At 75.9% G+C, this 13,129-nt stretch carries 10 protein-coding genes; 8 read left to right on the forward strand and 2 right to left on the reverse strand.

Annotated elements, in window-relative coordinates; genetic code table 11:
- Positions 1–1,519, reverse strand: a 1,519-nt coding sequence (locus ACFV4G_RS35815; protein WP_380446366.1) for a serine/threonine-protein kinase, incomplete at its 3' end; no start/stop codon positions are given.
- Positions 1,520–1,756: 237 nt separating this feature from the next.
- Here ACFV4G_RS35815 and ACFV4G_RS35820 point away from each other — a divergent pair.
- The 8 genes from ACFV4G_RS35820 to ACFV4G_RS35855 all read left to right on the forward strand — a co-directional run bounded on the left by ACFV4G_RS35820 (position 1,757) and on the right by ACFV4G_RS35855 (position 12,680).
- The gene (locus tag ACFV4G_RS35820; RefSeq protein ID WP_380446367.1) at positions 1,757–2,458 is read left to right on the forward strand and encodes a hypothetical protein; all 702 of its coding nucleotides are present in this window, start codon (positions 1,757–1,759) and stop codon (positions 2,456–2,458) included.
- Between the two features lie 57 nt (positions 2,459–2,515).
- Positions 2,516–4,765, forward strand: coding sequence for a CRISPR-associated endonuclease Cas3'' (locus ACFV4G_RS35825; protein ID WP_380446368.1), 2,250 nt, complete (start codon positions 2,516–2,518; stop codon positions 4,763–4,765).
- A gap of 54 nt (positions 4,766–4,819) precedes the next feature.
- Positions 4,820–5,743 carry an alpha/beta fold hydrolase gene (locus tag ACFV4G_RS35830; protein WP_380446369.1) on the forward strand — a complete coding sequence of 308 codons (924 nt, stop codon included), beginning with the start codon at positions 4,820–4,822 and terminating at the stop codon, positions 5,741–5,743.
- Between the two features lie 160 nt (positions 5,744–5,903).
- Positions 5,904–6,389 (forward strand): pyridoxamine 5'-phosphate oxidase family protein, encoded by a 486-nt coding sequence (locus ACFV4G_RS35835; protein WP_380446370.1) that lies wholly within the window; start codon positions 5,904–5,906, stop codon positions 6,387–6,389.
- A 47-nt stretch (positions 6,390–6,436) separates the two neighbouring features.
- Positions 6,437–9,646, forward strand: a complete 3,210-nt coding sequence (locus tag ACFV4G_RS35840) for an amino acid adenylation domain-containing protein (RefSeq protein WP_380446371.1) — start codon at positions 6,437–6,439, stop codon at positions 9,644–9,646.
- Entirely contained in the window at positions 9,643–10,887 is a 1,245-nt protein-coding gene (locus ACFV4G_RS35845; protein WP_380446372.1) for a cytochrome P450, read from the forward strand. The genes ACFV4G_RS35840 and ACFV4G_RS35845 overlap by 4 nt, the downstream gene beginning before the upstream one ends.
- A 47-nt stretch (positions 10,888–10,934) precedes the next feature.
- Entirely contained in the window at positions 10,935–12,152 is a 1,218-nt protein-coding gene (locus ACFV4G_RS35850) for a cytochrome P450 (protein WP_380446373.1), read from the forward strand.
- 162 nt (positions 12,153–12,314) lie between these two features.
- Positions 12,315–12,680, forward strand: coding sequence for a ribosomal protein L7/L12 (locus tag ACFV4G_RS35855; RefSeq protein ID WP_380446374.1), 366 nt, complete (start codon positions 12,315–12,317; stop codon positions 12,678–12,680).
- Between the two features lie 35 nt (positions 12,681–12,715).
- On the opposite strand, the gene ACFV4G_RS35860 is transcribed toward ACFV4G_RS35855, so the two are convergent.
- On the reverse strand, positions 12,716–13,057 hold the full coding sequence (locus ACFV4G_RS35860) for a hypothetical protein (RefSeq protein WP_380446375.1): 342 nt from the start codon (positions 13,055–13,057) through the stop codon (positions 12,716–12,718).
- Between the last annotated feature and the right edge of the window lie 72 nt (positions 13,058–13,129).

Consider the following 13,129-nt stretch of genomic DNA (forward strand, 5'->3'; position numbering starts at 1 on the left):
GGCGGCGGGGGGGGCGGCGCGCGGGCGGGGGGGCGGGGGCGCCCGGCGGGGGCGGGGGTCGTGGGGGGGGGCGGGGGCCGGCGGGGGGGGCGGACGCCGGTGCGCCGGGGCCGGCCGGTGCCGGCTGCGGGCCGGTGGCGGGGGCCGCGGGCGTGCCCGGTGCGGCGGGCGTCGTGCCGCCCGGCGGGGCCGGGGCGGACGGGGTCGCGGTGGCGGTCGCGCTGGTGGACGCGGTGGCCGTCGGCGTCGCCGTGGCGGACGGGGTCGCGGTGGCGCCGGTCGTGCTGGGCGCGGCGGACGGGCTGCCGGTCGGGTCGTGCGCGCCGAGGCTGGTGGTGGCCTCGGGCGAGGCGCCGCCGAGCACGGTGCGGGCGCCGCCGTCGGCGGCTCCCGCCATGGCGACGGTGGTGAGGGTGGCCAGGGCGATGACGCCGGCCGCGACGCCGGTGAGGACCTTGCCGCGGGTCCCGATACGGGCGGTCAGGGGCAGGCGGGCGGCGGCCGGTGCGGCGTCGGCGCCCACGTCCATGGCGGCGTCCGTGTAGGCGTCCGTCTCGGCCGGGCCGAGGAGGGTGTGGGCCAGCGAGGTGCCGCCGCCGGCCGCTCCGCCGGCGCCGGGCAGCAGCAGGGCGAGCAGGGCGACCAGCGCGGTCAGGTCGCGGCGGCCCTTCTCCTCCCAGTACGGCCCGTAGGCGGCGGCCGCGACGGCCTCCAGCTGTTCGACGAGCGCGGCCGCGCTGTCGGGCCGGGCCTCGGGTTCCTTGGCCAGGCCCGCCAGGATCAGCGGCCGGACGGGCTCCGGGGCCAGTTCGGCCGGGATCGGCGCCTCGCTGTGCTGGACGGCGAGTTCGACGATCGTGGCGCCCTCGTAGGGGCGGGCGCCGGTGAGGCACTCGAAGAAGGTGGCGGTCGCCGCGTAGACGTCGCCCGCCGGGGAGGCGGGCCGGCCCGCCCACTGCTCGGGCGGCATGTAGGCGGGGGTGCCGGAGACGTCGCGGTCGGCGCCGCTGGGCACGGCGATGCCGAAGTCGACGAGCTTGGACGTGCCGACGGTGTCGACCAGCACGTTGGCGGGCTTGTAGTCGCGGTGCACGACGCCGGCCCCGTGCGCGGCGGCCAGGCCCAGCAGCGAGCCCTTCAGGACCACCAGGGCGGCCTCCGGCGTGGTGGCGCCCTCCGCGCGCAGCAGGTCGCGCAGCGCGATGCCGTCGACCAGTTCCATCACGATGGCCGAGCCCTGCTCGCCCTCGACGTACTCGTAGAGCCGGGTGACGTACGGGGAGTCGATGCCGGCGAGGACCTCGGCCTCGGCGCGCAGCGCGGCGGAGGCGGCGGAGGCGTGGAGGTGCTTGATCGCCACCGGGGTGCCGGTGTCGCGGTGGCGGGCGAGCACGACCCGCCCGCTCGCCCCGGCGCCGAGCTCGCGCTCGTAGAGGTACTCCGGGAGCTCCCAGAGGTGTTCGGCGGGCGTGGTGTCGCCGCCGCCGGGTCTGTGGCCCTCGGCCTGTCTGTCGTCCATCGTCCTGCGCTCTTCCCGTTCCTGCTCGCTGCCTGCTCGGCTCCGCGGCGCCGCACCTTACGGCACGCCGACTACCGGCGGGGACGCGGGCCGTGAACTGCGGGTTCCGGCGGTCGCGGCCGGGAAGGTCACGATTCGGGTGCTTCGTACAGGGCCCCAATTTCGGTCGTACCGGCAGGATCCGGTCCCGGGTGTGGCAGGATGCGAGTCGATCATGGACTCCAGGGAGGGGACCCGGTGCGGTTGCGTGGTGTGGTGTCGGCTGCCGTCGTCGCGGCGGCGCTCGCCTTGTCCGGTTGTTCGCAGGAACCGCCCGTGCGGGCGGCGGACGGCGGCCCGTCCCCGGTGGGGGCTCCGGCGCAGGTCCGGCTGCGCGATGCACTCCTGACCGACCGTCAATTGCCGCCCGCTTTCCGGCTGTTGACCGCTTCGGCTACACCTGACCAGCACTTCTCGGACGTCCCGATCACGGCCATGCCGTGCGAGGAGCTCGTGGTGGAGGGCTTCACGGCGAGGCACGACCGCCCCGCGGAGGGCGTGTCGGTGGGGCTGGAGAAGCCGTCCGACGACTGGTTCGGCCGGGAGTCGCTCGACCGGTACCCGCCCGGGCGGGCCGCCGCCGTCATGGCGGCCGTCCACGGCGCCGCGCAGCGCTGCGCCTCGTACACCGCCACGCTTCCCGTCGACGGTTCCCCGACGAAGAACACGGTGTCCACGGCGGGAGTGGGCGGCGTGGCGGCCGACGACGGCCTGGTGCTGCGGATCTCCGCGCTCGGCCCCGGCGATGGCGAGCCGTACGTGACCGAGGTGGCACTGGTCCGCGAGGGCGACGTGATCCTCACCGTGCACAAGACCGTCGCGCAGCAGCCCCGGTCCAGTGTGGAGGCCGTCCTGCCGGCCGCGGTGGCGGCGTACCGGGCGGCGGCCGGTTCGCCGTAGGCGCCGGGTAGCCTTCCGCTCCGCCCGGCGGGCGGCCTTTCGCCGTAGGTTGGCGGGATGACGGCCGAGTTCGAGACTTTCGTGCGTACCGCCACCGGTTTCGCCCCCTACCCGTACCAGGCGGCGCTGGCCGCCGAGGGGCTGCCCGCGCTGCTGGAGGCGCCCACCGGGGCGGGCAAGACCGTGGCCGCCGTGCTGCCGTGGCTGTACCGGCGGCTGGTCGCGGCGCCCGGGGACACGCCGCGGCGGCTGGTGCTGGTGCTGCCGCGGCACAGCCTCGCCGACCAGACCTTCGCCCGGATCGCGGAGTGGCTGGAACGCCTGGGACTGACGGGCGAGGTGGGGCTGCACCTGCTCGCGGGCGCGGCCGCGCAGGAGGGCGGCTGGCGGCGCGCGCCCGAGCGCAGCGCGATCCTGGTCGGCACGCACGACGTGCTGCTCAGCCGGGCGCTCATGCGCGGCTACGCGGACGCGCGGACGATGGCACCGGTCTCGTACGCGCTGCTGCACACGGACGCGCAGTGGGTGTTCGACGAGGCCTACCTGCTCGGGCCCGGCCTGTCCACGGGTGTGCAACTCCAGCGGCTGCGCGATGAGCTGGGGACGGCGGCGGCGACCCGGACGATGTGGATGTCGTCGGTGCGCGGGCCTTTCGACCCCGGCGGCAGCGCGGTACGTGCGCCGGAGGCGGCCAGGACGCTGCGGCGGATCGCCCGGCTCGACGTCGGGCCCGGACGGTACGCCGCCGCGCTGGCGCGGGCCGTCGCCGGTGCGCACGTGCCCGGCACCCGGACCGTCGTGGTGCTCGACTCGCCGGAGCGGGCGCGGGCCGTGCACGCGGGCCTGGCCGAACTGGGGTGCGCGGCGCTCCTGCTGCACCCGCACTTCCGGGCCGCCGACCGCCGCCGCGTCCTGGCCGCCGCCGAGGCCGAAGGCGACCTCGTGCTCGTCACCACTCCCGCGGTGGAGGCCGGGCCGGACCTCTCCGGCCGCACCGTGGTCACCGAACTCGCGCCCTGGGCCTCGCTGGTGCAGCGCGCCGGGCGCTGCAACCGGCACGGCGAGCACCCGGACGGCGGCGACCTGCTGTGGTGCACGCCGCCGGAGGGCGGCGATGCGGCCGTCGCGCGCTGGCTGACCGCCCACGAGGGCCGGGCCGTCACCCCCGGCGACCTGCTGGCGGCCCGCGTCGGGACGCCGCCCGCGCCGCCGGGGCCCGGGCGCGAGGACGTCCTGGCCCTGTTCGACTCCCCCGCCGACCCCGCCGACCGGGCCGACCCCACCGACCGGGCCGACCAACGGGCCGACCGGGCCGACGCGGTGGACCGGTGGATCTGCGGGCCGTCCGAGGCGGACTCGCTCCCGGCGCTGGCCGCCTGGCGCGCGTGGGAGTCCGGCGCGCCCGGCGAGGAGGAGCCCGACCCGGCGAGCGCCGAACTCTGCCCGGTGCCGCTCGGCGAGCTGCACCGGCTGCCCGCCGGCCGGGCCTGGCTGCGCGATGCCCTGGACGGCCGGTGGCGCCCCGCGCAGCCGGACGACCTGCGCCCCGGCGTCCGTGTGCTCCTGGACGCCCGTGCCGGCGGCTACCTGCCGGACCTCGGCTGGAGCCCGGCGAGCCCGGCCCCCGTCCCGTGCGAGGCGCCCGGCCCGCGGACGCCGCTCTACGCCTGCGCCGCCTGGGTCGGTCTCGACCAGCACCTCCAGGAGACCGCCGAGGAGGCGCAGTCGCTGCTCGCCGCACTGCCTCGACTCCCCGCCGGGCTGGGCGAGGCCGTCGTCGAGGCAGCCCGCTACCACGACCTCGGCAAGTGCCACGACGCCTTCCAGGAGAAGCTGCGGGCCGGCCGCACGGACCCGCCCACCGGCCTGCTGGCCAAGTCGAAGAACGGCGCCGACCCCCTGCCGCCCTACCGTCCGACCCGCCCGTACTTCCGGCACGAGCTCGTCAGCGCCCTCCTGCTGTGGCACGGCGGTCACGACCCCCTGGTGACCTACCTGGCCGCCGCCCACCACGGCCACGTCCGCGTCACCGTGCGCCCGCGCGGCGACGAGGCCCCGCTGCTGCTCGGCGTCGCCGACGGCGACCGCACCCCGCCCGTCGACCTGTCCACCGGCGAGCGCTTCCCGGCCCTCACCCTGCACACCGCCGGCTTCCCGCAGGCCTGGACCGAACGCGCCCTCGCCCTGCGCGACACCCCGGGCCTCGGCCCGTTCCGCCTCGCCTTCCTCGAAACCCTCGTCCGCGTCGCCGACTGGCGCGCCAGCGCCCGCCACGACGGCCCCCTGCCGATACCGGCGGATCGTTGACGAACGACGTGTCAGCATGGACGGATGGATGTGATCTTCAGGGCTCGGAAGCGCGTGACGACGCCGGTTCTCGACATCGCGTACGAGCAGTTCGGGAAGTCCGGGGAGTCCGGGGAGTCCGGGGAGTCCGGGGAGTCCGGGGCGGGCGCGGGGGTGCCGGTGGTCCTGCTGCACGGATTCCCCTATGACGTGCGGGCGTTCGACGAGGTGGCGGCGCGGCTCGCCGCGCGCGGGCGGGTCGCGCTGGTGCCGTACCTGCGCGGGTGCGGGCCGACGGCGTTCCGGGACGAGGGGACGATGCGCAGCGGGCAGCAGGCCGCGCTCGGGCAGGACCTGGCCGACTTCCTGGACGCGCTGGGGATCGGGCGGGCGGTGGTCGCCGGGTACGACTGGGGCGGGCGGGCGGCGTGCGTGGCGGCGGCGCTGTGGCCGGAACGCGTCGCGGGGCTGGTGACGGGCGGCGGCTATCTCGTCCAGGACATCGCGGGTTCGGTGGAGCCGGTTTCTCCGGAGGCGGAGCGCAATCTCTGGTACCAGCACTATTTCCACTCGGAGCGTGGGCGAAGGGGATTGGAGCGCAACCGCGAGGAGCTGTGCGCGCTGCTCTGGCGGCTGTGGTCGCCGACGTGGGCCGGGGCCGGGGAGGCGTTCGCGGCGTCGGCGGCGAGCCTGCACAATCCGGACTTCGTCGACGTCGTGGTGCACTCCTACCGGCACCGGTTCGGGCTCGTGGCCGGGGATCCGCGCTACCAGGCGCTGGAGGACCGGCTCGCGGCCGGGCCGCCGATCACGGTGCCGACGGTCGTGCTGGTCGGCGGCGCGGACGGGGTGATCCCCGCCGACGTGCAGGGCGACACCGGGCGCTTCCGCGGGCCGTGCGAGGTCACCGTCCTGCCGGGGATCGGGCACAACGTGCCGCAGGAGGCTCCCGGGGCGTTCGCGGACGCAGTGCTGGGACTGCCCGGCCCGCCCAACTGATCCGCATTAATAGTATTAGCCGACATTACGATGAGTGCTGGCTTATTTTCGGACTGTAATTCAGCTCACTCGACCACGTGGTTTTTGTCATGGCTCTGCGGACAGTGATGCATCGTCCGCGAACTCGATCAAGCCGTCACCGGCGAAGGAGTCATGACGCATGTCCATTTCCATGTCCCCGCGCGACCGCGAGGCATTCCTCGCCGAACGGCGCGTCGGCGTCCTGGGCGTGGCCGACGGGCGCGGCGGTGAGCGCGCGCCGCTGCTCGTCCCGGTCTGGTACGCCTACGAGCCCGGCGGCGACGTCCTCGTCCAGACCGGACGGGAGACCGTCAAGGGCCGACTGCTGCTCGCCGCCGGGCGGTTCAGTCTGTGCGTGCAGGACGAGCGGCGGCCCTACCGGTACGTGAGCGTCGAGGGCGAGGTCACCGCGGTCGAGGACCCGGTGCCGCCGGCCGTCCGCGACGCGCTCGCCCACCGCTACCTGGACCCGGACGAGGCCCGCGGCTACCTCGCCGCCACCGCCGGCCAGCTCAAGGACGACCTCCTGCTGCGGCTGCGCCCGCAGCGCTGGCGCACCGCCGACTTCTCGGCCTTCGCCGCCGACTTCCCGGCGCCCGGGGCCGCTACCGGCTCCGACGCCTGATCCGACGCCCGGCCGGCTTCCGCCGCCCACACGAGAGGGACGACACGATGCCCGACACCGACGTCTCGTCACGCCTGCACCGCCTCCACCGCCCGCACCCCCGGCACGCCGCCCCGCCGACCCGTGACCACCTCCCCTCCTACCCGCGCGACCTGCGCCTGCCCGAGCTGTTCGCCCGGCAGGCCGCCACCCGCCCGCACGCGCCCGCCGCCCGGCACGGCGACCGCACCCTGACCTACGGCCAACTCGACCGCAGGTCCACAGAGTTGGCCGAGCGCCTGCTCGCCGGCGGCGTCGCCGCGGGCGAGCCGGTCGCGGTGTGCGGCGGCCGCTCGCTGGAGGCGCTGGTCGCGCTGCTCGGCATCCTCAAGGCCGGCTGCGCGTACGTGCCGCTCGACGACGAACTCCCGCCCGCCCGGCTGCGGGCCATGGCCGAGGACGCCGGGCTGCGCGCCGCCGTGACGCTGCCGAACGCCGCGCGCCGGGTGCGCGGACTGCGCCTGAGCGTCGCCGTCGAGCCGCTCGACGGCACCGGAGGCGACGGCCCGACTCCCCTTGCCGACACCGCTGATGACACTGCTGCCGATACCGCCGCCGATACCACTGTGGTCGCTTCCATCGCCGGCACCGCCGCCCTGTCCGCCTCCGACTGCGCCTACGTCGCCTTCACCTCCGGCACCACCGGCCGCCCCAAGCCGGTCGCGATCCCGCACCGCGGCGTGGTGCGCCTGGTCCTGTCCGACCGCGAGCTGGCGCCGCCCGGGCCCGGCGACCGCGTCCTGCACGGCTACGGCCTGTCCTCGGACGCCTCGACCATCGAGATCTGGGGCGCCCTGCTCACCGGCGCCTGCCTCGTCATCGCCGACCGCGAGGAACTGCTCTCACCCGCCGCCCTGGAAGAGCTGCTGCGCAGCCGGGCCGTCACCGTCGCCTACCTGACCACCAGCGTCTTCCACCTCCTCGCCCGCACCCGCCCCGGGGCGCTGGCCGGGCTGCGGTTCGTCTCGGCCGGCGGCGAGGCGATGGACCCGCGCCTGGCCAACGCCGTCCTGGCCGCCTGCCCGGCCACCACCGTGGTCAACTTCTACGGCCCGACGGAGAATTCGGTGGTCTCCACCGCCCACGTCGTGCGCCCGCTGCCCGAGGACGCCGCGCACGTGCCCATCGGCCGCCCGTTCGGCGCCACCACCTGCCACGTCCTGCGTCCCGACGGCACCCCCGCCGGCCCCGGCGAGGAGGGCGAACTCCTCGTCGGCGGCGACGGCCTGGCCCTCGGCTACCCCGGCGACGAGCGGCTGACCGCCGAACGGTTCGTGCGCCTGCCCGCGCTCGACCCGGGCCCGCTCTACCGCACCGGCGACCAGGCCCGCTGGGGCGAGGACGGCCTGCTGGAGTACCGCGGCCGCCTCGACCGCCAGGTCAAGCTGCGCGGCGCGCGCGTCGAACTCGACGAGGTGGAGGCCCGGCTGCGCGCCCACCCGGAGGTCGGCGAGGCCGTCGTCGACCTCGCAGCCGACGGCAGCACGCTGACCGCCTGCGTCACCCCCGCCGTCCCCGGGCGGCGCCCGGCCCCGGCCGCCCTGCGCGCCTACTGCGTCCGGTGGCTGCCCGCCCAGGCCGTGCCCGCGCTCACCGTCCTGGACCGCTTCCCGGTGACCAGCGGCGGCAAGGTCGACCGCACCCGCCTGCGGGCCGACGCCTCCCTACTCTCCCAGGCGAAACGTTTCACCGCCGAGCAGGCCGCCGTCCCGATACCCGAGGGCCTGCCCGGCGTCCTCACCGGGGTCTGGCAGCAGGTCCTGCACGTGCGCCCCGCCCCCGGGGACGACTTCTTCCACCTCGGCGGCGACTCCCTGCTCGCCTCCGAGGCCGTCACCCGCACCCTCGCCGCACTCGGCCTCGACGCGGCCCTCGGCTCCTCCCTCATCCGGGCCCTGCTCGCCGACCCCACCCTCGACGGCTTCACCGCCGCCGTGCGCGCCGCCCGCGACGGCTCCCCGGCCGACGCCGCCACCGGCGAAAGCAGCGTCGACTTCACCCGCGAAAGCGAACTCGGCTTCGACCTCCCACCCGCCGAAGGCCCCGCGCCCAGCCCGCACGACCCCCGCGACGTCCTGCTCACCGGCGCCTCGGGATTCGTCGGCGCCTTCCTCCTCGCCGAACTGCTGCGCAGCACCGCCGCCCGCGTCCACTGCCCGGTGCGGGCCACGAGCGCCGACCACGCCCGGCGCCGCGTGCGCACCGCCCTCACCCGCTACGGGCTGCGCCTGGAGGAGGCCGACTGGCGGCGCGTGGAGTGCTTCCCCGCCGACCTCGCCGAGCCCGGCCTCGGCCTGTCCGAGGGCCGGCGCGCCGCGCTCGCCGGCCGCCTCGACCTGATCGTGCACAACGGTGCCCAGGTCAACTTCCTCTACCCCTACGAGCAGTTGCGGGCCCCCAACGTGGACGGCACCCGGGAGGTCGTGCGCCTGGCGGCGCCGCGCCGCGTGCCGGTGCACTTCGTGTCGACGGTCGCCGTCGTCGCCGGCTTCGGCGCGGCCGGGGTGCGCGAGGTGGACGAGGACGCGCCGCTGGCCCACCCGGAGGCCCTCACCATGGGCTACGCCGAGAGCAAGTGGGTCGCCGAGGGGGTGCTGCGCCGGGCGGCGGCGCAGGGGCTGCCGGTGGCCGTCCACCGCCCGTACGAGGTGACCGGCGACCAGGTGCGCGGGGTCGGCAACACCGAGACGGCCATCTGCTCGCTGTTCAAGACGATCGCCGAGACCGGCCTGGCCCCCGGGATCGCGCTGCCGATGGACTTCGTGCCGGTCGACCACCTCGCCGCCGCCGTCGTCCACATCGCCACCACCCGGACGGCCGACGGCCGCACCTACCACCTCACCAACCCCCGCCCGGCGGCCCTTTCGGACGTCGTCGAGCGGATGCGGGCGGCGGGCTGCGCGGTGCGGACGCTGCCGTACGAGCAGTGGGTCGCCGAGCTGGTGCGCCACGTCGCCGCCAACCCGACCAGCGCCACCGCGCCCTTCGTCTCGCTGTGCGTGGACCGCAGCCGCACCGCCGACATGTCCGTCAAGGAGATGTACTTCGAGGACACCTTCCCGGTGCTCGGCCGGCGCAACGCCGAGGCCGCCCTGGCCGACAGCGGGCTGCACTGCCCGCCGGTCGACGCGGCGCTGCTGGACCGGTACCTGGAGTTCTTCTTCTCCTCCGGCTACATCGCCCGCCCCGCCGCTCCCCGCCAGGAGGCCGGCGCATGACCGATCTCGACCTCGGTCCCGAGCCCGCGGCCGGCGCCGTCATCCCGGTGCCCGAGCCGGCCCCGGGCACCGCCGGGCCGCCCTGCGCCTACGCCCGGCTGCGCGCCGAACAGCCCGTCGTCAAGGCGCAGTTGCCCAACGGCGAGAGCGCCTGGCTGCTCTCCCGCTACCAGGACGTGCGCGCCGCCTTCGCCGACCCCCGGCTGGTGCGGCCGCTGCTCTCCGCCTGGCCGCCCACCGGGGACGGGGACGGGCCGCCGCCGTGCCTGCCGACGTTCCTGGAGATGACCGGGGAGCACCACGAGCGCGTGCGCCGCGCCGTGCTGCCGCTGTTCGGGCGCGGGCGGCTGGAGTTCATGCGGCCCCGGATCCGGGCCATGGCGCACGAGCTGATCGACGCGATGACCGCCGCCTGCCCCGGCCGGACGGCCGACCTCGTCGCCGCCTACGTCGAGCCGCTGCCGCTGCGGGTGCTGTGCGAGACGATCGGCCTGCCGCACGAGGACCGCGACCGCTACCTCCCGCACACCCTCACGCTGCTCGGCGCGGCCGGGCTGACGATGGAGCAGGTGCTGGAGGCGCTGTACGCGCTGCAGGACTACGCGTCGGAGCTGATCGCCCGCAAGGAGGACACCCCCGAGGACGCCGCGGGCGGGGACTACATCCGGCTGCTGCTCGCCGAGAGCCGGCGCCCGGGCGGCGCGTTGACCAGGGACGACGTCGTCAGCTTCGTCGTCACCATGCTGATGGCCGGCTACAAGACCAACATGCAGCACACCGCCAACGCGCTGCTGGTCCTGCTCACCCACCCCGAGCAGCTGCGCGCCCTGCGCGAGGAGCCCGGGCGCACCGGCGCCGCGGTGGACGAACTCCTGCGCTACGTCCCGCTGATGAACGCGATCAACATCCTCGTCGCGCAGGAGGACCTGACCCTGCACGGGCAGCACATCCGGGCCGGCGACGCCGTCGTCCCCGTGCCGGCCTCCGCCAACCGCGACCCCGGCGCGTTCGCCGACCCCGACCGCCTCGACCTCGCCCGCACGCCCAACCCGCACGTCGCCTTCGGCCACGGCCCGCACGCGTGCACCGGCGCCCACCTGACGCGCCTGCAGCTCGCGACCGTCATCGAGGTGCTGCTGGAACGGCTGCCCGGCCTCGAACTCGCCGAGCCGGCCGAGACCCTGCCCTGGGACGAGTCCACCCCGCTGCGCGCCCCGGCCCGGCTGCCGGTGCGCTGGTGACACCGTCGTCCACTCCCTCCGCTTCGCTCAGAGAGGTCCCTCGCCGCATGACCGCACCGCACGCTCCCGAACCGACGCTCCCCCACTACCCGTTCAGCACCAAGGGCGACCGCCTCGCCCCCGAGCTGACCGAGCTGCGCGGGCGCTGCCCCGTCGCCCGGGTCTCGACCAACTCCGGCGGCGAGGCCTGGCTCGTCACCGGCTACGAGACGGCCCGCGACGTCCTGCGCGACCGCTCCTTCGCCCGCTCGGTGCTCGGCGACGCCGACAGCCCCACCCAGGACGCCCCGATCCTGGCGCCCGAACTGCTCGACGCCATGAACCACCTCCAGCAGGCCGGCCTGCGCGACGAGGTCCTCACCGCGCTCGGCCGCAACCAGCCCGGACTGCCCGAGGACTGGGTCGCCGACATCACCCGCGCCGGACTGGACTCGATGCTCGCCGAGGGCTCCCCCGGCGACCTGCAGCGGCACTTCGCCGCATGGGTCGCCGCCCAGTGCATGTGCCGGCTGCTCGGCCTGCCCTTCGAGGACCGCGAACGGCTCGCCGCACGCGCCGACAAGGACCTCACCATGGTGACGTACTCCGACCAGGAGCTCGCCGCCAACTGGGAGGAGATCCGCGCCCACATGGCCGCGCACATGGCCGCCCGCGCCCCCGGGCGCCCGCGCGGCCTGGCCGACCGCCTCGCCGACCTCAACGCGGCCGGACCGGCGGAGAAGGCGCTGACCGACGAGCAGCTGTCCAACATCGTCGCCGTGCTGTTCGTCAGCGGCTACGAGGACTTCGCGAGCTTCCTCGGCGTCGCGGCGCTCAACCTGCTCCAGCGCCCCGGCGACGTCGAGGCCCTGCGCGCCGACCCGCGGCGCATGCCGCAGTACGTGGAGGAACTGCTGCGCTGCAGCGTCGTGCTCGGCAACGCGATCCCGCGCTTCGTCACCCGCGACACCACCCTGGCCGGCGCTCCGCTCAAGGCCGGCGACCTGGTCCTGCTCTCCCTGGACGCCGCCAACTACGACCCCGCGGCATTCACCGGCGCCGAGGACTTCGACCCCGCCCGCTCCCCCAACCCCCACCTGCGCTTCGGCTACGGCCGCCACCACTGCCCCGGCGCCCACCTGGTGCGCCGGCACTCCGACACCGCCTTCCGCACCCTGCTCACCCACCTCCCCGCCACCCTGCGCCTCGCCGCCCCGCCCGCCGACATCCCCTGGCACCCCAACCGCATGGCCATCACCCCGGCCGCCGTCCCGGTCACCTGGTGAACCGATGAATTGGTGACCCGGTGAACCGGTGTGGGGCGCCCGGGACCGTCCTGGCGCCCCACACCGCGCTTTCACGCCCGGCCGGGCGAAAACCCGTGGCCGGACGGGCGGGTGGGGCGGTTGACTGGGGCGGACACGGCATCGGGCGGCGAGGAGGAATCCGTGGAGGCCCCGGCTTTCGAGGTCCGGCTGACCGGCACCCCGGCCCGCGACGCGACCGCCCTGCAAGCGGTGCGGGCGGTCACCGGCCTGAGCCTGTGGCGCAGCCGGCAGGTGCTGGACGGCCCGCCCGCCGTCGTCCAGGCGGGTGCCCCGTTCGACATCGCCGTCCGGCTGGCCCGGCAGCTGCGCGAGGCCGGTGTGCCGGCCGACGTCCGGTGCGACTGGTGCCGGCGCACGCTGCCGGGCGACGGCACTGCGGTCGATCCCGGGCCGTGCGCGTCGCAGTACTGGCCCGTCGCGCACTGCGGGGCCAACTCCGTGACGGACTGCGACTGCTGGGTCTGCGCGCTGCGCGGCCAGGGCTGATCCCGGGCCGTCGCGGTCGACAGTCCGGGCCGCGGTCAGGGCGTGATGACGAACGAGCGGATGGTGTCGAAGTCGACGAATATCCGGCCCGGCCCGAGCAGCAGCTCGCAGTCGACTCCCCCCGGGCCTCGGCACAGCGACACCCGGCCGCCGGTCAGGTTGTTCTCCATCCATCCCATGCCGTGCACGTTGGACGGGGTGTGCACCCCGTAGCCGTAGAAGACCATGATCGGCTGGTCCGGGACGAGGATGCACACGGCTTCCTGCGGGCATTGCTCGACCGTGTCGGCCCGGGCCGTGCCCGCGCCGGCGAGGGTGGTGGCGGCGAGGGCGGCCGCGGCGGCGCCCGTTGCGAGGACGGCCTTCAGGCTCTTCATCGGCTCTTCCTTCCGTTTCGTGACCGCTCGTCAGGAACCCCACCCATGGAACGCCGTGGGTGGGGTGCCGGT

The organism is Kitasatospora sp. NPDC059747 (assembly GCF_042732955.1).
In the GTDB taxonomy this organism is placed as follows: Bacteria; Actinomycetota; Actinomycetes; order Streptomycetales; family Streptomycetaceae; genus Kitasatospora.

Excerpts from the sequence above, each read along its gene's own strand:
- ACFV4G_RS35845 (WP_380446372.1), top strand. The coding sequence starts at position 9,643 with ATGACCGATCTCGACCTCGGTCCCGAGCCCGCGGCCGGCGCCGTCATC.
- ACFV4G_RS35825 (WP_380446368.1), top strand. The coding sequence starts at position 2,516 with ATGACGGCCGAGTTCGAGACTTTCGTGCGTACCGCCACCGGTTTCGCC.
- ACFV4G_RS35840 (WP_380446371.1), top strand. The coding sequence starts at position 6,437 with ATGCCCGACACCGACGTCTCGTCACGCCTGCACCGCCTCCACCGCCCG.
- ACFV4G_RS35835 (WP_380446370.1), top strand. The coding sequence starts at position 5,904 with ATGTCCATTTCCATGTCCCCGCGCGACCGCGAGGCATTCCTCGCCGAA.
- ACFV4G_RS35860 (WP_380446375.1), bottom strand. The coding sequence starts at position 13,057 with ATGAAGAGCCTGAAGGCCGTCCTCGCAACGGGCGCCGCCGCGGCCGCC.
- ACFV4G_RS35850 (WP_380446373.1), top strand. The coding sequence starts at position 10,935 with ATGACCGCACCGCACGCTCCCGAACCGACGCTCCCCCACTACCCGTTC.